The organism is Actinobacillus minor NM305, assembly GCF_000175195.1.
GTDB lineage: Bacteria > Pseudomonadota > Gammaproteobacteria > Enterobacterales > Pasteurellaceae > Haemophilus_A > Haemophilus_A minor.
The window spans coordinates 1-20,740 of record NZ_ACQL01000166.1 but is presented as its reverse complement, the minus strand read 5'-3'; the positions used below and the strand labels follow the sequence as shown (position 1 = coordinate 20,740).

The following is a 20,740-nucleotide window of genomic DNA, read 5'->3' as shown; positions in this document are numbered from 1 at the left end:
TAATTTAATAGCAGCCACAATTGAAGTGAAGGGAACAATGAATGTTCCCTTTATTTTAACTGCAATCTATGCTTTTTATTAAAAACTAAAGGAAAACGCTATGAAAAACGTAAAAATGACACTCACTGCACTGTTAGTCAGTTCTAGCTTAATTTTAACCGCTTGTAGCAACAAAATTGAAGGCGATGCACAATTACAAGAACAGGCTGTATTAGGATTAAACTGGGTTCAACAATCTGGTGAATATCAAGCCTTGGCTTACCAAGCATTTAACACGGCAAAATTAATGTTTGATCAAGCAAAAGCGTCAAAAGGTAAGAAAAAAGCCGTTGTTGTTGATTTAGATGAAACAATGTTAGATAACAGCGCTTATGCAGGCTGGCAAGTACGTAATGGTAAAGCATTTGATGGGCAAGATTGGACGCGTTGGGTTGATGCTCGCCAAACCACCGCCATTGCCGGTGCAGTTGAATTTAACAACTACGTCAATAGCCACGGTGGTAAAATGTTCTACGTATCTAACCGTAAAGATAGCACAGAAAAAGCCGGTACTTTAGATGATATGAAAGAGCTTGGTTTTACCGGTGTGAGTGAAGAAACACTCTATTTGAAAAAAGATAAATCAAATAAATCCATTCGTTTTGCAGAAATCGAAAAACAAGGCTATGAAATCGTGCTATACATTGGCGATAACTTAAACGACTTTGGTGATGCAACTTATAAAAAATCCAATGCAGAACGCCGCGCCTTTGTTGATCAAAATAGCCAAGCATTCGGTAAAAAATTCATTGTATTACCAAACCCAAATTATGGCGATTGGGAAGGCGGTTTAGCCAAAGATTACTATAAAGGTGATGCGCAAAGCCGTGTAAAAATTCGTCATGATGCGCTAAAAGCGTGGGACGGAAAATAAACAGCTTACATTCAAAATTTATTATATAATAATTGCCCCTATTCTCTGTTATAGGGGCAATTCATATAAAACAACTAAAATTTTATATCTACGTTAATAGGAAAGTACCATGTCAGTTTTAGCCCGTTATCACTCTTATGAATCTTGTGGAACCGTAGATGGTCCCGGTATTCGTTTCATTCTCTTTTTACAAGGCTGTTTAATGCGTTGTAAATACTGTCATAACAGAGACACGTGGGATTTAGACGGTGGGAAAGAGATCAGCGTAGAAGATCTCATGAAAGAAGTTGTAACCTATAAGCATTTTATGAAAGCAACAGGGGGCGGCGTGACAGCTTCTGGTGGCGAAGCGGTGCTACAAATGGAATTTGTTCGTGATTGGTTCCGAGCTTGTAAAGCAGAAGGTATTGATACTTGCTTAGACACTAACGGCTTTGTTCGCCATTACAGTCCATTAGTTGATGAAATGTTAGAGGTTACGGATTTAGTTTTACTGGATCTCAAACAGTTGAATGATGAAATTCATCAGGATTTAATTGGTGTATCCAACAAACGCACATTGGATTTTGCCCGTTATTTACAAAAACTCAATAAACGCACGTGGATTCGCTATGTAGTCGTGCCGGGTTATACCGATGATGACGATTCAGCGCACCGTTTAGGACAATTCATTCAAGGTATGGAAAATATTGAAAAAGTAGAATTACTCCCATATCATCGTTTAGGTGCGCATAAATGGGAAACGCTGGGGTATAAATATGAGCTCGAAGGCGTATTACCCCCACCAAAAGAGAAATTAGAACATTTGAAAGGAATTATTGAAAGTTACGGGCATGCTGTTAAATTCTAATTTTTTACAAGCGGTCAAATTTTAAGAAACTTTTACTTTACGAGGGATGCTGTTTCAGCATCCCTATCATTTAATAAGAAGGAATATATATGTCAAATCCACTTTTAAACTACACAGGATTACCTGCATTTTCCCAAATTAAGGCTGAGCATATTCAACCTGCCGTAGAAGCAGTGATCAAAGAGTGTCGTGAAACCATTGAAAAAGTGGCTCAAATCGAAAATCCAACTTGGGAAAATTTCTATTTACCACAAGCCATTGCAGGCGATAAATTTTCTCGAGCATGGTCGCCGGTAAGCCATTTAAATGGTGTAAAAAATTCGCCTGAATTGCGAGAGGCTTATCAAGCCTGCTTACCTCTTCTTTCTGAATACAGTACTTGGGCGGGGCAACATCAAGGTTTATATCAAGGCTACCTAAAACTCAAAAATTCGCCTGAATTTGCGACTTATTCTAAAGCGCAACAAAAAACCATTGAAAATAGTTTACGTGATTTTGAATTATCCGGCATTTCTCTCCCAGCCGATAAACAAAAACGCTATGGCGAAGTGTCTGCTCGCTTATCTGAATTAGGTGCAGAATTTAGCAATAACGTGTTAGATGCCACAATGGGTTGGGATATCATCGTTACCGATGAAACGCAACTAAAAGGCTTGCCGGAATCAGCGTTAGAAGCTGCAAAACTGTCTGCTCAAAGCAAAGGGAAAGAGGGATACCGTTTTACCCTTGAATTCCCAAGCTATTTCCCGGTCTTAACCTATTGCGAAAACCGTGAATTACGTGCAATGGTTTATAAAGAATATGCAACCCGAGCCTCTGATCAGGGTTCAAATGCCGGCAAATGGGATAACTCTGCGAATATCGATGAAAAACTGAAATTACGCTTAGAAATGGCACAACTACTCGGTTTCGCCACTTATGCGGATTTATCGCTCGCAACCAAAATGGCGGAAAACCCACAACAAGTGGTCGAATTTTTAGAAAATCTTGCAAATCGTTCGAAAGAGCAAGGCAAAAAAGAAATTTGCGAGCTAAAACAATTCGTGAAAGAAAATTATGGTGTAGAAACACTAGAGCCTTGGGATATTGCTTTTTACAGCGAAAAACAAAAACAAGCGCTTTATTCTATTAACGATGAGGAACTTCGCCCGTATTTCCCTGAAGATCGTGTTCTTTCCGGCTTATTTGAATTGATGAAACGTATTTTCGGCTTACGTATCGAAGAAAAATTTGGCATTGATACTTGGCACGAAGATGTCCGTTTTTTCCAAATTTACGATGAAAATAACGAAGAACGAGGCTCATTCTATTTAGATTTATACGCACGAGAAAATAAACGTGGCGGTGCTTGGATGGACGATTGCATTAACCAAAAACGTCTTGCCGATGGTTCATTGCAAAAACCGGTAGCCTATTTAACCTGTAACTTTAATAAACCGATTGGCGATAAACCTGCGTTATTTACTCACGATGAAGTAACAACCTTATTCCACGAATTTGGACACGGCATTCATCATATGCTTACCCAAATTGATGTCGGTGATGTCGCTGGGATCAACGGTGTGCCTTGGGATGCGGTAGAGCTACCAAGCCAATTCCTTGAAAACTGGTGTTGGGAAGAAGAGGCGTTACAATTTATCTCAGGGCATTACGAAACAGGTGAGCCATTACCAAAAGAAAAATTGACACAATTACTCAAAGCGAAAAATTTCCAAGCGGCAATGTTTGTGCTTCGTCAATTAGAGTTCGGCTTGTTCGATTTCCGTTTACATTTAGCGCAGCCACGAGAAGGGTTAGTCTTAGATACGCTAAAAGCCGTTAAAGCTGATGTTGCGGTCGTTAAAACACCGGATTGGGTACGCACACCGCATAGCTTTAGCCATATTTTTGCGGGTGGCTATGCTGCCGGTTATTACAGCTATTTATGGGCTGAAGTCCTCTCTGCAGATGCATTCTCAAAATTTGAGGAAGAAGGGATCTTCAATCGCCAAACGGGGCAATCTTTCCTTGATAACATTCTAACTCGAGGCGGTTCAGAAGAGCCGATGGTGTTATTTGAACGTTTCCGAGGTCGTAAACCAACCTTAGATGCGTTATTACGCCATAAAGGTATTGCGTAATCTTTCTGCAAGCGGTCTGTTTCCATTGATTTTTTGCAAAAAAGGATCAGAAACCGACCGCTTATCTTTTTTTTATAGATGAAATCGCTATAATCTTGCCATTACCCTATTTTAATGAGAATCGCACAATGTCTTTAGATTTATCTGATATTCGAACCCAAATTACCAACCTTGATCGCCATATTTTGAAATTGCTTTCTGAACGCCATCGCCTTGCTTTTGATGTAGTGCGTAGTAAAGAGATTACCCAAAAACCGTTAAGAGATGTTGTACGTGAAAAAGCGTTACTCCAAGAGCTCGTTAATTTTTCCGAAGCGGAAAATTATCAACTTGACCCACAATATGTGACACAAATTTTCCAACGCATTATTGAAGATTCCGTTTTAACCCAACAACATTATTTACAAAATAAGTTAAACGAACAAAAAGAAGAGCGTGTTTCGATTGCCTTTCTTGGTATGCGAGGTTCGTATTCTAATATGGCTTCTCGTCAATTTGCGAAAAAATATCAAGGGACATTGGTTGAATTAAGTTGTGCTTCATTCAAAGAGGTATTCGATAAAGTTACCAATGGTGAAGCTGATTTTGGTGTATTACCGCTTGAAAATACCACCTCAGGCTCGATCAATGAGGTGTATGATTTACTTCAACATACCGATTTAGCTCTTGTGGGAGAACTTGCATATCCGATCAAACATTGTATCCTTGCCAATGGTAACATTGATGTGAGTGATATTGATACCATTTACACTCACCCACAACCGGCACAACAATGCAGTGAATTTATTCAAAGCCTTGATCGTGTTCATATTAAATATTGTGAAAGCAGTTCGCACGCAATGCAAATGGTGGCTCGTTTAAATAAACCAAATATTGTCGCTTTAGGCAATGAAGATGGTGGAAAATTATATGGTTTAACCAATATCAAAACAGACATTGCAAACCAAACTAACAACATCACGCGTTTTATTGTCGTTGCTAAACAAGCGATTAACGTTTCTCCGCAAGTACAAACGAAAACGCTTCTTTTAATGACGACTACTCAACAAGCCGGTGCGCTGGTTGATGCTTTAGTTGTCTTTAAAAATCACGATATTCGTATGGTAAAACTAGAATCCCGCCCGATTTATGGCAAGCCTTGGGAAGAGATGTTTTATGTGGAGCTCGAAGCTAATATGCACAATGAAAACACCCAAAAAGCATTAGAAGAACTTAAAGAGGTAACCAGTTTCCTAAAAGTTTTAGGCTGTTATCCGAGTGAAATTATTGAACCGGTAAAAATATAATTGCTACATAAGTAATATAGCCTTCAACACTTACTAGGTTTAGGGATATATAGTGGACTCCAAGAGTTGGTTTTCATTATTTTTAATTGCTACCGACTCTTTTCTTTTGATATTAACAACCTCGTTCAACAATCACACCTACACTAGAGGCTTGAGCAACTGCTTTCGGCTTATGTAATTGAATCCTAAGCGATTGAATTCCATATTCATTTTGCAATAAATCAGCAACTTGATGAGCCACCGTTTCGACCAATTTGAATGGTTTACCTTCTACAAAATCCAAAATTTTTTGTGATACTTCAGCATAATTTAAGCAATACTGAACGTCATCCGTTTGAACGGCTTTAGTAAAATCCCATGCCATTTCAATATCGAAAACTAACCTCTGTTTAATGGTATGTTCCCAGTCATAAGCGCCAATAGAGGCAAAAGCAGTGAGTTCATGAATAAAAACTTTATCTGTCATGTCATCTTCCTTATTTTTTTCTTCAAATTATTCGGTAAAATAGGTACTTAATATACCATAAAGAGAAATAAGGAAAAATAATGACGCCAATCGCTTATCTTGTCCTTGTTATGGCCTATCTATTAGGTTCTATATCAAGTGCAATCATCTTCTGCAAATTGGCAGGGCTACCCGATCCTAGGGAATATGGGTCGAAAAATCCCGGAGCAACCAATGTATTACGTATTGGTGGAAAATTGTCCGCGGTAGGCGTGCTATTATTTGATATGTTAAAAGGATTACTTCCTACTGCTATTGCTTTCAAATTAGGCTTGCAGCCAAGTGAAATTGGTTTTATCGCTCTTGCTGCTTGTTTAGGACACGTATTCCCTTTGTTTTTTAAATTTAAAGGGGGAAAAGGAGTCGCGACAGCTCTAGGGACCTTACTTCCTTTTGGTATTGAGATATTTGGCCTCGCAGTAGGGACTTGGGCAATGGTCTTCCTTATCTCTCGATACTCCTCATTAAGCTCTGTTATCAGTGCCTTAGTTCTACCGATTTTTGTTTGGTATTTTCAACCTGAATTTACTTTTCCTATTGCCCTGATTTGTTGTTTATTGATCTATCGACATCACGATAATTTACAACGTTTGTGGAGGGGGCAAGAAAGTAAAATGACATTTAATCGTCAAATTTAGTAATGTTATCCCCCAAATTTACGATTCATCGCATCAAACAACACTGTTGGTAGAATTCGTCTCAACCACCAAAATAATTTAGTCGGGAAAGTAACTTGATAGCGTGCTTTTGGTTTTTGAGCATTAAGTGCCTGCAAGCAAGCCTCCGCGCAAGCAGAAGAAGGCAAAGCAAACGGATTAGTATTCCCCTTTGTGATTAAACGTTGATATTGCGATTGGTTCAAGCTTTTTAAGAAAGAATTTTCAATATCAATATACTTTTCCAATTTCTCCACAGAATTAGGGCGGAAGCGACTTTGAATAGGACCCGGTTCAATCAGGCTAATATAAATGTTGGAGCCATATAACTCACAACGCAAAGTATCCGCCATTCCTTCAAGAGCAAATTTTGTGGCATTATAAGCACCTCGATAATGCATTGCGGCAAATCCTAAAATGCTACTTGTGACTAAAATCCTACCGTGATTTTGACGGCGAAAAATTTTGAGTGCGTGGTTCATCACTTCCCAAACACCAAAAACATTGGTCTCAAAAATTTCTCGTAATGCTTCTCTTGGGATATCTTCCACACAGCCCGGTTGCCCATAACCCGCATTGCAAAAAACTGCATCTAATTGACCGCTTGCATTGATATATTCAAACGCTGCTGCAATTTGGCTTGAATTAGTGACATCAAGTTGAATACACTCAAAACCTTCTTGCTGTAACCTTTGAACATCTTCGGCTTTCCGACAACTGGCTATAACACGCCAGCCCTGTTGTTTTAACAACTCTGCTGTTGCATAGCCAATACCGGAAGAACAGCCTGTAATTAAGATCGTTTTCATTTTTTATCTAACGAATAAAACTCACAAAATTGGTCGGATCTTCAGCTTCTCGAGCCAAAGAAATACCATCATCTTCTTTTGGTGAACCGATAAGAAGTAACCCAATAATTTTATCGCCATCTTCACAACCAAAAGCTTGGCGAATGGCTGAGCCTTCAACCCATTTTTTGCTAATCCAAACAGTCTCAAAACCTTGAGCATTAGCCGCTAATTGCATGGCATAGGTTGCACAACCGGCAGTAACAATTTGCTCCCAAGCGGGTACTTTTGGCGATTGATGATCAATTTTGGCAACAATGCCAATAACCATCGGAGCTTGGCTAGAAAGTTTATCTGCTTTTGCCGCATTTTTTTCGTCCATTTCAAATTCAATAGCAGCAGCATTTAAATACTCACGTAATTTGCTCATACCACTTTTTTCAATGACAACAAAATGATAAGGCTTCATTTTCCCATGATCCGGCGCACGTAAAGCCGCTTTTAAAATATGTTGTAACTGCTCTTCATTTGGTGCAACATCGCCAAATTGTTTGTTAGAACGGCGGCGTTGTAATAAATCTAAAATTTCCATTATTTCTCCGGTTTTTTAGGATAAAGGCTGTTATATTTCTACGTACAAAATATAAACGATATAGAATTATTCTTTTACTTTTTCCACCCTTTCAACGCATCGGCAAATGCATTATTCGTAAATTGATTGCGTTGAGGCTTCGATGATTGGCTTTGTAAGCGGTCTGATTTTTCAGTCATTTTGCGATTTTCGCTACGCTCAGCTTTTTTCTCGCCCGTACTTTCATCTAAACGCATTGTTAAAGCAATACGTTTACGTGCAACATCTACTTCAAGTACTTTAACCTTAACCACATCGCCTGCTTTTACCACTGTATGCGGATCATCAACAAAGCGATCAGAAAGCATTGAAATATGCACTAACCCGTCTTGATGCACACCAATATCAACGAAAGCGCCAAAATTGGCAACATTGGTTACCGTGCCTTCTAAAATCATCCCCAATTTCAGATCTTGAATCTCTTCAACACCGTCCATAAAAGTTGCGGTTTTAAATTCACCACGAGGATCTCGCCCCGGTTTTTCGAGCTCTTTAAGAATATCCGTTACGGTTGGTAAACCAAATTGTTCATCAACAAAATCTTTTGCATTTAACTGATGAATTTTTGTCGCATTTCCCATTAAATCAGTAAGGGTTGCGGTAGTAGCTTGTAGAATTTTCTCGACCACAGGGTACGCTTCTGGGTGAACACTTGAAGCATCAAGCGGGTTTTTCCCGTTCAGAATACGCATAAATCCGGCGCATTGTTCAAAGGCTTTTGGACCTAAACGTGGTACTTTTTTCAAATCGGAGCGGCTGTTAAAGCGACCATTTTCATCACGGAATGCCACAATATTTTGCGCGAGCGTTTTTGTCATACCGGCAACACGTGCGAGAAGCGGTGCTGAAGCAGTATTTAAATCAACGCCTACCGCATTTACACAATCTTCTACCACTGCATCTAATTTTCGGGCAAGTTGAGATTGGTTCACATCGTGTTGATATTGCCCCACCCCGATGGCTTTCGGTTCAATTTTAACTAATTCTGCAAGTGGATCTTGCAAACGGCGGGCAATAGAGACCGCACCACGTAAAGAAACATCTAAATCAGGAAATTCATTTGCCGCTAATTCTGATGCAGAATACACCGAAGCTCCTGCTTCGCTGACCACCACGGTTTGAGGGAGCAACATATCCGATTTACTCTCTTTAATTTGCTTAAGTACATCTTTGGCAAAACGCTCTGTTTCACGAGAAGCCGTACCATTACCAATCGCAATCAATTCAACATTATGTTGCTTAATCAATTTATAAAGCGAGACTTCTGCTGCGGCTTTACCGGTCGTATGTGGATAAATAGTCTCTGTAGCTAATAATTTCCCCGTGTTATCCACAACGGCGACTTTTACCCCTGTTCTTAAACCTGGGTCTAAACCCATCGTATTTCTTGCGCCTGCCGGTGCAGCCATCAGTAACGCAGAAAGATTACGAGCAAAAACATCAATGGCTTCTTCTTCCGCTTTTTCACGCAAGGTTGCCATCAATTCGGTTTCAAGGTGAAGGAGAATTTTAATTTTCCACGTCCAAGCAATCACTTGCTCACGCCATTTATCTGCAGGTTGTTGATTAAAAATGACACCAAGGTGCTGACGAATAATCTCTTCACAAGGGCTTGCTGATTTGCTTTCCTCACTTTCCGGATCAGGGTTGAGTGAAAGCGATAATACGCCTTCATTACGACCACGGAACATCGCTAATGCACGATGGGAAGGTACGGTTTTGAATGGCTCACTGTGAGCAAAGTAATCACGGAATTTTTCGCCTTCTTCCTCTTTACCCTCAATAACTTTTGCTTCAAAAGAGGCATAAGCGGTCAAATACTGGCGAAGTTTTGCAAGTAGATCTGCATCTTCTGAAAAACGCTCCATCAAAATATATCTTGCGCCATCTAAAGCTGCTTTTGTATCTGCAACACCTTTTTCTACATTCACAAACGCTTCTGCTGCACTTTCCGGCTGTTGTGAAGGATCTGACCATAATAATTCTGCAAGAGGCTCAAGCCCTGCTTCAATCGCGATTTGCCCACGTGTACGGCGTTTGGGTTTATAAGGTAAATAGAGGTCTTCTAATTCCGTTTTACTTTCTACACTAAGAATTTTTGTTTGAAGCTCTTCGGTTAATTTACCTTGCTCTTCAATAGATTTTAAAATGGTTTGGCGGCGCTCATCTAATTCGCGTAAATAAATTAAGCGAGTTTCAAAATGACGAAGCTGAGTATCGTCTAATCCTCCTGTGACCTCTTTACGATAACGGGCAATAAAAGGAATAGTGTTGCCTTCATCAAGAAGGTTCATTGCCGCTAAAATTTGGTGTGCGCCGACATTAAGTTCTGTGGCGATAATTTGGCTAATTTGTTGATTTAAATTTGACATTGAAGTTCCTAATTTAACGAAGTTGGTTCGCTCTGACTTTATCTAATTTTTCCAGTTGAATGATTGCTTCCTGTACTTTAGCAAGATTAGGCTCAGATTTAGCACAAAGAATGATATTTTCGAGGCTATCTGCTTGATGATAATAAGGCTGTTCGCTACTTACTGCTTTTTCAAATTGTTGATATGCCTGTTGAAATTGACCTTGTTTACACAAAAAAGTGCCGTAATTATTGAGTACATCAGGACGATTGTGGCTTAAGGTTAAAGCATCAAGGTAAGCTTTTTCAGCTTGTTGAGGTTCGCCGGTTTGTTGATAATAGTAGGCGAGAACAGAGTAAGGAAGGTAGTCTTTCGGATCGTGGTTTAACGCACGATCAATATTCTCTTTGGCTTTCGGGAAATCGTGATGATCAAGATAAGCTAAAGCGAGGTTAATCCTCGCTTTAACCGCTTCTGAACGATTAAATTCAGACGTGGGCTCTACCGTAGAAGAACAGCCGACAAGAAACAAGACTAAACAAGCGGTAAAAAAATTGAATAATTTTGTAAATGGCATTGATGTTCTCCTACTGATGAATAATTAATGGTTCTTAACCTCAATCCCCTGACCGAATTTACGTTTTTCAAGCGTACGTTTAGTACGGTCAATTACATCACCGGCAAGTTGTCCACAAGCCGCATCAATATCATCACCACGTGTTTTACGAATGGTTACCGTAAAACCGTATTCCATTAACGCTTTTTGGAAACGGTCAATGCGAGAATTCGAGCTCTTCGCATAAGGTGCTTCCGGGAACGGGTTCCAAGGAATTAAGTTAATTTTACAAGGTGTATTTTTTAAGACTTTCGCTAATTGATGTGCGTGATCAACTTCATCATTGATATGATCTAACATCACGTACTCAATCGTTACTTTTCCGTGGTTTGCATTAGAGACTTCTAAATATTTATTCACGGAGTCAATTAACATTTTAATATTATATTTTTTGTTAATCGGTACAATTTCATCACGGATTTCATCATTTGGTGCGTGTAATGAAATTGCTAACGCCACATCAATTTTTTCACGTAATCCATCTAATGCCGGCACAACACCAGAGGTTGAAAGCGTAACACGGCGTTTAGATAAACCATAGGCGAAGTCATCCAACATAATTTCCATTGCTGGTACAACGTTATTCACGTTCAATAATGGCTCGCCCATTCCCATCATAACCACATTAGTAATCGGACGAACCCCTGTAACACCAAAGTTACCAATAATTTTAGACGCACGCCAAACTTGCCCGATAATTTCTGCAACATTTAAATTACGGTTAAAGCCCTGTTGCGCCGTTGAACAGAATGTACACGCTAGGGCACAGCCCACTTGGGAAGAAACACATAGCGTAGCACGGTCTGCTTCTGGAATATAAACTGTTTCAATTTGTTGCTCGCCTACTTGCATTGCCCATTTGATTGTGCCATCAGCAGAACGTTGTTCTACGGCAACTTCAGGCGCTTTGATTTCAGCAACTTGTTTGAGCTTTTCACGCAATACCTTGTTGATATTGCTCATATTATCGAAATTATCTTCTCCGAAGTGGTAAATCCATTTCATTAGCTGATCAGCACGGAAAGGTTTTTCGCCTAAACTCGCTAAAAATTCACGCATTTGTGGGCGTGTCATATTCATAAGATTAACTTTTTCGGATTTTGGGTGTGCAACGGCAATGTTCGTTGCTTGAATTTGATCTGACATTAAATGAGCCTCGTTATTACACGGTGTTTCAGTTGAAACAATTATGGCAAAAGGATTAGTTTTGCGGATATAAATAAAGAAGCGAATTGTACTGATCTCTAAGCAATAAGGCTAGTAATTTTTACAAGATTTGGAAAGTTGAAAATGTAAATTTTTCGAGCAAGATCGCAAAATTAATTGAAGGAAAGTTTAGATCTATTATCGATGAAAAGGCTATGATTAAGTTATTAAAGTTAAGTTTTTCATCGCTTTTAATTTATCTTTCTTATTCTTCTTTGGATAGCTTATAGAATTGCATTTGATTTCTATCTTGGGTATTAACCTTCAAGAGTATTTTGATAATTAGTTTACGGGGAAAAACGTAAAATATTCAATATTTTGTGATAAATTTGCGATCTACCCCTCATTTTTTGTAATCTTTCCGTGAATTCTTTGTAAAACCTCGTTAGAATAAAGATATTCATCACTCTAAGAAGGAACGCCTTATGAACATTCCATTCTGTTTACCTGAAAACATTTCTGCTCAAGATTTTTTGCAAAATTATTGGCAAAAACGACCGCTTTTAATCCGCAATGGACTACCACAAATTATCGATCTTTTTGAGCCGAACGATATTTTTGATTTAGCGTTAGAAGAAGAGGTTACCGCGCGTCTTATTCAATGCCACGATGAGCAATGGTCTGTCAAAAATAGTCCTTTTGAACCAAGCGATTTAGAAAATCTTGCTGAACAATACTCTATTATGGTGCAAAACTTAGAGCAATGGTCGCCGGAACTCGGGGCGTTATGGCAAGCCTTTAGCTATATTCCACAATGGCAACGAGATGACATTATGGTTTCTTGCTCGCCAAAAGGCGGCACCGTTGGTAAACATTATGATGAATATGATGTATTCCTTGTTCAAGGCTACGGACAACGCCGTTGGCAAGTGGGCAAGTGGTGCGATCCTTCTACGGAATTTAAACCTAATCAACCAATCCGTATTTTTGACGATATGGGCGAGTTAGTGATTGATGAAGTGATGAACCCCGGCGATGTTCTTTACGTGCCTTCACGTATGGCGCATTATGGTGTTTCTGAAAGTGATAGCTTAACCTTCTCTTTTGGCTTGCGTTATCCAAATGCCGCAGATTTATTGTGTAAATTCACGCAAGCACTAGATCAACATAATGAAGCAATGGCAACGTCAGAATTTAACATTCCGTTCCGTCTATCGCCAAATGAACAACCGAATGCATTGCTCGATCCGAAAATGGTCGCAACATTCAAACGCCAATTGATTAACTTGTTGCAAGATTCCGAGCAATTTGATGCGATTTTTACCCACGCAGTTGCTTCTGCGGTAAGTTCTCGCCGTTATGAATTACTGCAAACCGAAGGCGAAAATTATCCTGATGAAATCCAAGAAATTTTGGAAGAAGGCGGCTGGATTCAACAAGATGCGAACGTAAAAATTCTCTATACCGAAAATCCACAGCGCATTTACGTTAATGGCGAATGGATTGATGAGTTAAATGAAGCTGAAGCCAATTTGCTGATTCGAATTGCAAACGGCGACTCGATTTCATGGAATAAATTAGCTTCCAAGGCCAAAGATCAAGAAGAGCTAGAATTATTGCTTGATACACTTTGCGATTGGCTTGATTCCGGTTGGGTCATTTTAGAAGAGGCTGAATAAACGATTTGCAAGCGGTAAGATTTTTTCTACCGCTTGCATTTTTATATCTAATGCACATTGCATAAATTGCAACACAAACTCTCAATATTATCAATTTACGCAACCAACCGTTTGCGTTATACTACGCCCAATTTAATCAAACCCTATTTTTAATCATAAGGAATAAAAAATGGCTAACTATTTCAACACATTAAACTTACGTGAAAAACTTGACCAATTAGGTCGTTGTCGTTTTATGGATCGTAGCGAGTTCGCTGACGGTTGCAACTTCTTAAAAGGTAAAAAAATCGTGATCGTAGGTTGTGGTGCGCAAGGTTTAAACCAAGGTTTAAATATGCGTGATTCTGGTTTAGATATTGCTTACGCATTGCGTGCAGAAGCAATTGCAGAAAAACGTGCATCATTCACTCGTGCATCTGAAAATGGTTTTAAAGTTGGCACATACCAAGAGTTAATCCCAACCGCAGATTTAGTGATTAACTTAACCCCAGATAAACAACACTCAAAAGTGGTGGCAGATGTAATGCCATTAATGAAACAAGGCGCAGCATTTGGTTATTCACACGGTTTCAACATCGTTGAAGAAGGCGAGCAAATTCGTAAAGACATCACCGTTGTGATGACGGCACCAAAATGCCCGGGTACAGAAGTGCGTGAAGAATATAAACGTGGTTTCGGTGTGCCGACATTAATCGCAGTTCACCCTGAAAATGACCCGAAAGGCGAAGGTATGGCGATTGCAAAAGCGTGGGCAAGTGCGACAGGTGGCGACCGTGCTGGCGTGTTAGAGTCTTCATTCGTAGCAGAAGTAAAATCTGACTTAATGGGTGAACAAACGATCCTTTGCGGTATGTTACAAGCAGGTTCTATCGTGTGCTACGATAAATTAGTGGCGGACGGTAAAGATCCGGCATACGCAAGCAAATTAATTCAATACGGTTGGGAAACCATTACCGAAGCGTTAAAACAAGGCGGTATCACATTAATGATGGATCGTCTTTCTAACTCAGCGAAAATCCGTGCCTTTGAATTAGCGGAAGAAATCAAAGCACAGTTAAACTTCTTATATTTAAAACATATGGACGACATCATCAGCGGTGAGTTCTCATCAACTATGATGGCAGACTGGGCAAACGGCGATGCAAACTTATTAAAATGGCGTGAAGAAACAGGCAAAACGGCTTTCGAAAATTCACCAAAAACAGACGGTATCAAAATTTCTGAACAAGAATACTTTGATAACGGCGTAGTGATGGTTGCAATGGTGAAAGCAGGTGTTGAAATGGCATTCGATGCAATGGTTGCAAGCGGTATCTACGAAGAGTCTGCATACTATGAATCATTACACGAGCTTCCGTTAATCGCAAACACTATCGCGCGTAAACGTTTATACGAAATGAACGTAGTTATTTCAGACACTGCGGAATACGGTAACTACTTATTCTCACACGTTGCAACGCCAATCTTAGCTGAGAAATTAATCCCAATGTTACAAAAAGGCGATTTAGGCGAACCAACACCAACCGTTGAAATCGATAATGTGTACTTGCGTGACATTAACGATGCCATCCGCAACCACCCGGTTGAACTAATCGGTCAAGAATTGCGTGGTTATATGACAGATATGAAACGCATTGCTGTTGGTGACTAATTTTTAGTGATAAAAAAGCCTGCTATGGAAATAGCGGGCTTTTTCATTATAGCTAGACAAAGTCTAGCTATAAAAAACATACGCTATACGTATGGAATCAAAGAGCTTAAGCGGTGAACAGAATAAAAAAAATCCTCCTATAATGAATAAGGCTGACAACCAAAATTTAGAATATAGGAGGATAAGTCATGGCAAGTAAATCAAATGACGATTCAAGTCTATCACATACAAGATAGAACGGTAAGTATCATATTGTCTTTATTCCGAAGTATAGAAGAAAGGCAATTTATGGAAAATTGTGAGTAGATATAGGCGGTATTTTAGGGCAGTTATGTGCTTACAAAAGTGTAGAAATCCTAGAAACACATGCGATGAAAGATTATATTCATATGTTAGTCAAGATTCCTCCGAAATTGGCAGTATTAAGTTTTATGGGTTATCTGAAAGGTAAGTCATCGCTAATGATATTCGAAAGGCATACGAATTTAAAATATAAGTATGGAAATCGGCATTTTTGGGTAAAGGGATATTATGTAAGTACAGTGGGTCTAAACACGAAGGTAGTGCAAGAATATATAAGGAATCAAGAGACGGAAGATATGATTTCGGATAGTTTATCGAAGAGAGAATATGTAGACTCCTTTAAGGGGGATGCCATAGAGTTATTGTGCGGTTGTCAGTTTTTCACATGCCCCTTGAGGGCATGTGAAGTATTCCTTATAGGGTAGCCTAAAAACCGCACGTATTACGTGCGGATTATTCTAATACCATCAATCTTGGTAAAGTGGCAAAACTTTGTGATTTTACGGTGGAGTGGAAATCATTGAGGTAAGCAAGATGGCGATCGCCTTCTCGGAATGCGCCGTAGAGATTACTATACAAGCCACTATCGGTAATTTTCTTCGCCACCACATAGCCTCTATCCAAATAAGGTTTGACAGCCCAATAAGGCAACGTTGCAATACCTCGTTTGCTGGCAACTAACTGAATAATCGCAATGGTTAATTCGCTAGTACGGCGTGTTGGGGTAATACCTGCTGGGCGTAATACTTTACGTAATAAATCTAACATATCGTCCGGCACAGGATAAGTAATCCACGTTTCATCAATAAAATCTTCAGCTTGCCAAACATCTTTATGGGCTAAGGGATGATCTTTGGCACAAATTCCAACCATTTCATAAGAAAAAAGTGGAAGGTACTCAATCCCTTCAGTAGGTTCTGCTTCTGAAACAACCGCCCAATCTGCACGATGGCTAAGTAATAAACCGACAGTATCGGTGTGGAACCCTGAAACAATATCTAACTCAACTAAAGGCCAACTTTGTCGGAATGAATCCATTGCTGGCATTAACCAATCAAAGCAAGTATGGCATTCAACTGCAATTCTCAATTCACCCAATTCGCCTTGTTTCACTCGAGCCAAGTCTAGCTCTGCGTCCACTACTTTAGGCAGGATTTCATAGGCTAATTTAACCAAACGTTCTCCAGCCGGTGTGAAGCGGATCGGTTGGGTTTTGCGCTCAAACAGCGTTAATTCATATTGCTCTTCTAGCAACTTTAATTGGTGGGAAAGTGCCGATTGTGTGAGATGAACACGTTTAGCTGCAAGTGAAACACTACCACTTTCTTTTAACGCTAAGAGTGTTTTGAGATGACGAAGTTCAAGAAAAACGGGTTTCATAAAGATCTCAACCTAGATAAAAAAACTGCATCTTCATGAAGATGCAGCCGATAAGAATGTACGCTAGAACTTATCTTGCACGGAAAATAATACGTGCTTTACTTAAATCGTATGGTGTCATTTCTACCGTTACTTTATCACCGGTTAAAATGCGGATATAGTTTTTACGCATTTTTCCTGAAATGTGAGCCGTAACAACATGCCCGTTTTCTAATTCCACACGAAACATTGTGTTTGGTAAGGTTTCTAAAATCGTACCTTGCATTTCAATGCAATCTTCTTTAGCCATTGATTCCTCTTTAATTAGGGGTTATTCATAAAAATGTGCGTTATTATACTCTTATACGCTTAAATTACAATCATTTAAGCCATTACTTACGGCGGAAAATCCGGCGGCGAGAATGAAAACGCTGTGTTTGTGTTTTACTCTGAATCGTTGCCGTTTTATTTTGTGTATGAATGTGAACCACTTTACGGCGTAAGTAATAGTGAATACTGCTTGCGATCAAACCACCGACTAAAACTAGAATAATCAATTCGCCATATAATTGATTAAACAGTTGATTGACTTTGCTCTGTGTGGTTTGTCCATATTGTGCATCAAAGGTTACACGTAAAAAGCCCACTAAATCTTCCTTAGCAAAAATCGGTTCAACGATTTGTTGGGTTGCATTAGGCGAATTAAAGCGCGCCTTAAATGTCATCGCATTTTGGCTTTGGGCGAGTAACACACCTGAAGGTGCATATAAATTGGCATCTAATACAAAATCTTCTTTGGCAAAGCGGTCTAGTGTTTCAACTAAGTCTTCCGTTTTGGCATTTTTAATCAACATCAAAGAAAACAGATTTGCTTGCTGGCGAACTAAAACATGCGACAGGTTAGACACTTGGTTAATACTTGCTAATTGCGAACCGATTTTAAATTGATTAACGCCACTTAAAATGACACTCACCACCGTTACACACACTGCAAGAATGCCGCCAAGCAAAAGCGTCTTTGTCAGTTTTTCACGAGAAATATACATAAAATTTAATAAAATGATGGACAATAAACAATTCTTTCGTATTATCTCCCATAAATGACTTATTAAAAAGAGAAACCTATGGCAAACACCTTTTTTATTTATTCAAAAACCTTAAACGAAAGCCAAATTGCACAATTTAGCCAGCAAACTCAGGCTAAATTATTAAAACAAGCGGTCTATTTAGGCTATCAAATTGCATTTTTTTCAGCAAATACGACCGCTTGCGAATTAAGAGAGCAAGCAAAACAGCTGGAATGTGATATTGCCGATCTGAACGTAGTGCCAACCCTTGAGCAGCAAGGGCTACTCGTTATGGATATGGATTCAACGGCAATCAAAATTGAGTGCATTGATGAAATCGCTAAACTGGCTGGCACAGGCGAGATTGTGTCGGCGATTACCGCCAGTGCAATGCGTGGTGAGCTGGATTTCGAGCAGAGTTTGCGTAAACGTGTTGGCACGCTAGAAAATGCACCGGAAAGTATTTTGCAAAAAGTACGAGAAAATCTACCGCTTATGGACGGCTTTGAGCAGATGGTTCAGCTCCTAAAATCTCACGGCTGGACATTAGCCATTGCTTCTGGCGGATTTGATTATTTTGCGGATTACCTGAAAGAAACCTACGGCTTAGATTATGCAGTATCTAATCAGCTTGAAATTGTGGAAGGAAAACTGACAGGGCAAGTATTAGGAAAAGTCGTTGATGCCCAATATAAAGCGGAAACGTTAAAATCATTAGCGGAACGTTTTGCTATTCCTGAATCGCAATGGGTTGCGGTAGGCGATGGGGCAAATGATTTGCCGATGTTAAAAACGGCCAGCCTTGGCGTTGCCTTACACGCAAAACCAAAAGTACAAGAACAGGCAGAATTTGTGGTAAACTTTGGGGATTTAAAGGCGTTGGTGTTGTTGTTGAATGCCAAAAGCTTATTAGCATAAATAAAAATAGCCACTCAGATTCACTTGATGTGGCTATTTTGTTTTCAGCAATATATCAGTAGAAATTTCTTCTTTAACTAATTCTGATAACTCAACTTCTAACGTATCCGCAATCTTTCCCATTACATCAATAGAAACGGATCGTTCGCCTCGTTCTATTTCACCAATATAAGTACGGCTTACATTGGCATTTAATGCTAATGCCTCTTGTGAAATATCTTTCCAACGACGAATACGACGCATATTTTTTGCGAAAATATAACGTAAACGATGTGCTGTATTTTTTTCTGTATCATCCATAAGGATAATTTTGAAATAGACACCTAGACACATCAACAAATTATAAGCAACTTAATGATAACTATAATTGACATTTTATATTATATAAAATACTATTAGTTTACTTTAGTTACTATCTTGAGGTTTATATGGCTTACCGAAACGATCCTGATTTAGAATTTCTTGCACAATGTTCTGACGAAGATCTGAATGATCTTGTTTATTGTATTACCCACGACAAAGATGGTGATCCTAGATTAACCGAAGAATTAACAATGTCTGATAAATATAAAAAATTCTATCCTCAACATAGTATGTATTGGAAAGAAATTGCCGCTGAAATTCAGTGTTTTGGTGCAAATACATTTATGACACTACTTCGTGGTGGAGAAGGCGTTCTTTATAGAGAAGTGCTAATGGATGTATGTGATAAAATGAAGGTAAATTACAATAAAGGTTCTACAGTTGAAAAAATAGAAACGCATTTGCTTTCAAAAATTTTAGAAGATGCTTTAGAGAAAATGGCTCCCGAAGAGATTAAAGAACTAGCTTCCGCAATTGGAATAAAAAATACACAGGGAATTACAAAACAAGTTTTACTGGGTTCTTTTCAAACAATCTTTAAAATGGGAGGATTCAAATCTTATCAACTTACTTTAATGATTGTAAATGCCATTTTAAGAGCCTTAATTGGACGTGGATTATCCTTAGCTGGAAATGCTGCTTTAACAAGAACAATGGCTGTTTTAACAGGACCTATTGGCTGGGCTATTACAGGAATATGGACAGCCATAGATATTGCAGGGGCAGCATATCGCGTAACAATACCTGCAGTTATTCAAATTGCAGCATTAAGACAAAAAGTCCTTTATGCAAGCACAGTTGAACAAATTAACTTTGGATAAGATTCTACTTGCATAAATATTTTAATCATAGGCGAATATAAGATCGACTTATATTCGCTTATTTTTTTATTCGCAATTCCTGTGATATATCTGTTAAGATCGTGGTACACTTCAATAATTGATTTAATAAGAATAAGGGGAATAAAAATGCCATCTTTTGATATTGTTTCAGAAATTACGATGCACGAAGTGCGTAATGCAGTTGAAAATGCGAACCGTGTGTTAAGCACTCGCTACGACTTCCGTGGCGTAGAAGCGGTGATTGAGCTTAATGAGAAAAATGAGAGTATTAAATTAACCACCGAGTCGGATTTCCAACTTGAGCAGTTAATTGAAATTTTAATCGGTTCTTGTGTAAAACGTGGGATTGAACATAGCTCGCTAGATATTCCAGCTGAAAGCGAACATCACGGCAAACTCTACAGCAAAGAGATCAAACTTAAACAAGGGATCGAGTCAGATATGGCGAAGAAAATCACAAAGCTGATTAAAGATTCCAAAATCAAAGTTCAAACCCAAATTCAAGGGGATTCTGTGCGTGTAACGGGTAAATCTCGTGATGATTTACAAGCGACCATTCAGCTGGTAAAAACGGCAGAATTAGGACAACCGTTCCAGTTCAATAACTTCCGTGATTAGTTGATATTCAAGCGGTTAATTCTAACCAGTTTTTTGCAAATTTATGTAGTAGTTGCACAAAATTTTATTTAATTTCTC

20 protein-coding genes and 1 pseudogene are annotated in these 20,740 nt (G+C 39.0%); 11 read left to right on the top strand and 10 right to left on the bottom strand.

Translation table 11 applies throughout. From position 1 onward, the window contains the following. Window positions 1–100 precede the first annotated feature (100 nt). The 4 genes from AM305_RS11160 (at window position 101) to AM305_RS11145 (ending at window position 5,169) form a co-directional block, all read left to right on the top strand. Window positions 101–913, top strand: coding sequence for a 5'-nucleotidase, lipoprotein e(P4) family (locus AM305_RS11160; protein WP_005826163.1), 813 nt, complete (start codon window positions 101–103; stop codon window positions 911–913). A 109-nt stretch (window positions 914–1,022) separates the two neighbouring features. Then, on the top strand, window positions 1,023–1,763 hold the full coding sequence (pflA, locus tag AM305_RS11155; protein WP_005826162.1) for a pyruvate formate lyase 1-activating protein: 741 nt from the start codon (window positions 1,023–1,025) through the stop codon (window positions 1,761–1,763). A gap of 89 nt (window positions 1,764–1,852) precedes the next feature. After that, window positions 1,853–3,883: an oligopeptidase A gene (gene prlC / locus AM305_RS11150; RefSeq protein ID WP_005826160.1), complete on the top strand. Its 2,031-nt coding sequence runs from the start codon at window positions 1,853–1,855 to the stop codon at window positions 3,881–3,883. Window positions 3,884–4,011: 128 nt separating this feature from the next. Continuing rightward, window positions 4,012–5,169, top strand: a complete 1,158-nt coding sequence (locus AM305_RS11145; RefSeq protein WP_005826157.1) for a chorismate mutase — start codon at window positions 4,012–4,014, stop codon at window positions 5,167–5,169. Window positions 5,170–5,281: 112 nt separating this feature from the next. Here AM305_RS11145 and folB read toward each other — a convergent pair whose 3' ends face one another. After that, window positions 5,282–5,635: a dihydroneopterin aldolase gene (gene folB, locus AM305_RS11140; RefSeq protein ID WP_005826154.1), complete on the bottom strand. Its 354-nt coding sequence runs from the start codon at window positions 5,633–5,635 to the stop codon at window positions 5,282–5,284. Window positions 5,636–5,715: 80 nt separating this feature from the next. Here folB and plsY point away from each other — a divergent pair, with 80 nt between their 5' ends. Continuing rightward, the gene (plsY, locus tag AM305_RS11135; RefSeq protein ID WP_005826153.1) at window positions 5,716–6,312 is read left to right on the top strand and encodes a glycerol-3-phosphate 1-O-acyltransferase PlsY; all 597 of its coding nucleotides are present in this window, start codon (window positions 5,716–5,718) and stop codon (window positions 6,310–6,312) included. Window positions 6,313–6,317: 5 nt separating this feature from the next. On the opposite strand, the gene AM305_RS11130 is transcribed toward plsY, so the two are convergent. From AM305_RS11130 to rlmN, 5 genes are all read right to left on the bottom strand, one after another. Continuing rightward, window positions 6,318–7,139: an SDR family NAD(P)-dependent oxidoreductase gene (locus tag AM305_RS11130; protein ID WP_005826151.1), complete on the bottom strand. Its 822-nt coding sequence runs from the start codon at window positions 7,137–7,139 to the stop codon at window positions 6,318–6,320. A gap of 7 nt (window positions 7,140–7,146) precedes the next feature. Beyond that, entirely contained in the window at window positions 7,147–7,710 is a 564-nt protein-coding gene (locus AM305_RS11125; RefSeq protein WP_005826149.1) for an NAD(P)H nitroreductase, read from the bottom strand. Between the two features lie 74 nt (window positions 7,711–7,784). Further along, window positions 7,785–10,121, bottom strand: coding sequence for a Tex family protein (locus AM305_RS11120; protein WP_005826147.1), 2,337 nt, complete (start codon window positions 10,119–10,121; stop codon window positions 7,785–7,787). A 13-nt stretch (window positions 10,122–10,134) separates the two neighbouring features. Continuing rightward, entirely contained in the window at window positions 10,135–10,677 is a 543-nt protein-coding gene (gene pilW / locus AM305_RS11115; protein WP_005826145.1) for a type IV pilus biogenesis/stability protein PilW, read from the bottom strand. Window positions 10,678–10,701: 24 nt separating this feature from the next. After that, the gene (gene rlmN, locus AM305_RS11110) at window positions 10,702–11,862 is read right to left on the bottom strand and encodes a dual-specificity RNA methyltransferase RlmN (protein WP_005826143.1); all 1,161 of its coding nucleotides are present in this window, start codon (window positions 11,860–11,862) and stop codon (window positions 10,702–10,704) included. Window positions 11,863–12,347: 485 nt separating this feature from the next. Here rlmN and AM305_RS11105 point away from each other — a divergent pair, with 485 nt between their 5' ends. The 3 genes and pseudogenes from AM305_RS11105 (at window position 12,348) to tnpA (ending at window position 15,920) form a co-directional block, all read left to right on the top strand. Further along, the gene (locus AM305_RS11105; RefSeq protein WP_005826141.1) at window positions 12,348–13,541 is read left to right on the top strand and encodes a ribosomal protein uL16 3-hydroxylase; all 1,194 of its coding nucleotides are present in this window, start codon (window positions 12,348–12,350) and stop codon (window positions 13,539–13,541) included. Window positions 13,542–13,710: 169 nt separating this feature from the next. Then, entirely contained in the window at window positions 13,711–15,192 is a 1,482-nt protein-coding gene (ilvC, locus tag AM305_RS11100; protein ID WP_005826140.1) for a ketol-acid reductoisomerase, read from the top strand. Window positions 15,193–15,443: 251 nt separating this feature from the next. Then, window positions 15,444–15,920, top strand: a pseudogene (gene tnpA / locus AM305_RS11095) (IS200/IS605 family transposase). Window positions 15,921–15,948: 28 nt separating this feature from the next. Here tnpA and AM305_RS11090 read toward each other — a convergent pair. The 3 genes from AM305_RS11090 to AM305_RS11080 form a co-directional block, all read right to left on the bottom strand. Then, window positions 15,949–16,875 (bottom strand): LysR family transcriptional regulator, encoded by a 927-nt coding sequence (locus AM305_RS11090; RefSeq protein WP_005826136.1) that lies wholly within the window; start codon window positions 16,873–16,875, stop codon window positions 15,949–15,951. 70 nt (window positions 16,876–16,945) lie between these two features. After that, window positions 16,946–17,164, bottom strand: coding sequence for a translation initiation factor IF-1 (gene infA, locus AM305_RS11085; RefSeq protein ID WP_005598198.1), 219 nt, complete (start codon window positions 17,162–17,164; stop codon window positions 16,946–16,948). 82 nt (window positions 17,165–17,246) lie between these two features. Beyond that, window positions 17,247–17,900: a YtjB family periplasmic protein gene (locus AM305_RS11080; protein WP_035294663.1), complete on the bottom strand. Its 654-nt coding sequence runs from the start codon at window positions 17,898–17,900 to the stop codon at window positions 17,247–17,249. Between the two features lie 78 nt (window positions 17,901–17,978). Here AM305_RS11080 and serB point away from each other — a divergent pair, with 78 nt between their 5' ends. Beyond that, window positions 17,979–18,839 carry a phosphoserine phosphatase SerB gene (serB, locus tag AM305_RS11075; RefSeq protein WP_005826132.1) on the top strand — a complete coding sequence of 287 codons (861 nt, stop codon included), beginning with the start codon at window positions 17,979–17,981 and terminating at the stop codon, window positions 18,837–18,839. Between the two features lie 33 nt (window positions 18,840–18,872). On the opposite strand, the gene AM305_RS11070 is transcribed toward serB, so the two are convergent. Continuing rightward, the gene (locus AM305_RS11070) at window positions 18,873–19,139 is read right to left on the bottom strand and encodes a helix-turn-helix domain-containing protein (protein WP_005826130.1); all 267 of its coding nucleotides are present in this window, start codon (window positions 19,137–19,139) and stop codon (window positions 18,873–18,875) included. Between the two features lie 128 nt (window positions 19,140–19,267). Here AM305_RS11070 and AM305_RS11065 point away from each other — a divergent pair, with 128 nt between their 5' ends. Both AM305_RS11065 and AM305_RS11060 read left to right on the top strand, forming a co-directional pair. Beyond that, on the top strand, window positions 19,268–20,023 hold the full coding sequence (locus tag AM305_RS11065) for a YaaW family protein (protein WP_005826128.1): 756 nt from the start codon (window positions 19,268–19,270) through the stop codon (window positions 20,021–20,023). A 147-nt stretch (window positions 20,024–20,170) separates the two neighbouring features. Then, window positions 20,171–20,662, top strand: coding sequence for a YajQ family cyclic di-GMP-binding protein (locus AM305_RS11060; protein ID WP_005826126.1), 492 nt, complete (start codon window positions 20,171–20,173; stop codon window positions 20,660–20,662). Window positions 20,663–20,740 lie beyond the last annotated feature (78 nt).

Excerpts from the sequence above, each read along its gene's own strand:
- AM305_RS11125 (WP_005826149.1), bottom strand. The coding sequence starts at position 7,710 with ATGGAAATTTTAGATTTATTACAACGCCGCCGTTCTAACAAACAATTT.
- pilW (WP_005826145.1), bottom strand. The coding sequence starts at position 10,677 with ATGCCATTTACAAAATTATTCAATTTTTTTACCGCTTGTTTAGTCTTG.
- AM305_RS11060 (WP_005826126.1), top strand. The coding sequence starts at position 20,171 with ATGCCATCTTTTGATATTGTTTCAGAAATTACGATGCACGAAGTGCGT.
- plsY (WP_005826153.1), top strand. The coding sequence starts at position 5,716 with ATGACGCCAATCGCTTATCTTGTCCTTGTTATGGCCTATCTATTAGGT.
- AM305_RS11080 (WP_035294663.1), bottom strand. The coding sequence starts at position 17,900 with ATGTATATTTCTCGTGAAAAACTGACAAAGACGCTTTTGCTTGGCGGC.
- serB (WP_005826132.1), top strand. The coding sequence starts at position 17,979 with ATGGCAAACACCTTTTTTATTTATTCAAAAACCTTAAACGAAAGCCAA.
- AM305_RS11105 (WP_005826141.1), top strand. The coding sequence starts at position 12,348 with ATGAACATTCCATTCTGTTTACCTGAAAACATTTCTGCTCAAGATTTT.
- AM305_RS11065 (WP_005826128.1), top strand. The coding sequence starts at position 19,268 with ATGGCTTACCGAAACGATCCTGATTTAGAATTTCTTGCACAATGTTCT.
- AM305_RS11145 (WP_005826157.1), top strand. The coding sequence starts at position 4,012 with ATGTCTTTAGATTTATCTGATATTCGAACCCAAATTACCAACCTTGAT.
- AM305_RS11120 (WP_005826147.1), bottom strand. The coding sequence starts at position 10,121 with ATGTCAAATTTAAATCAACAAATTAGCCAAATTATCGCCACAGAACTT.
- rlmN (WP_005826143.1), bottom strand. The coding sequence starts at position 11,862 with ATGTCAGATCAAATTCAAGCAACGAACATTGCCGTTGCACACCCAAAA.
- pflA (WP_005826162.1), top strand. The coding sequence starts at position 1,023 with ATGTCAGTTTTAGCCCGTTATCACTCTTATGAATCTTGTGGAACCGTA.
- AM305_RS11090 (WP_005826136.1), bottom strand. The coding sequence starts at position 16,875 with ATGAAACCCGTTTTTCTTGAACTTCGTCATCTCAAAACACTCTTAGCG.
- ilvC (WP_005826140.1), top strand. The coding sequence starts at position 13,711 with ATGGCTAACTATTTCAACACATTAAACTTACGTGAAAAACTTGACCAA.
- AM305_RS11070 (WP_005826130.1), bottom strand. The coding sequence starts at position 19,139 with ATGGATGATACAGAAAAAAATACAGCACATCGTTTACGTTATATTTTC.
- prlC (WP_005826160.1), top strand. The coding sequence starts at position 1,853 with ATGTCAAATCCACTTTTAAACTACACAGGATTACCTGCATTTTCCCAA.
- folB (WP_005826154.1), bottom strand. The coding sequence starts at position 5,635 with ATGACAGATAAAGTTTTTATTCATGAACTCACTGCTTTTGCCTCTATT.
- infA (WP_005598198.1), bottom strand. The coding sequence starts at position 17,164 with ATGGCTAAAGAAGATTGCATTGAAATGCAAGGTACGATTTTAGAAACC.
- AM305_RS11160 (WP_005826163.1), top strand. The coding sequence starts at position 101 with ATGAAAAACGTAAAAATGACACTCACTGCACTGTTAGTCAGTTCTAGC.
- AM305_RS11130 (WP_005826151.1), bottom strand. The coding sequence starts at position 7,139 with ATGAAAACGATCTTAATTACAGGCTGTTCTTCCGGTATTGGCTATGCA.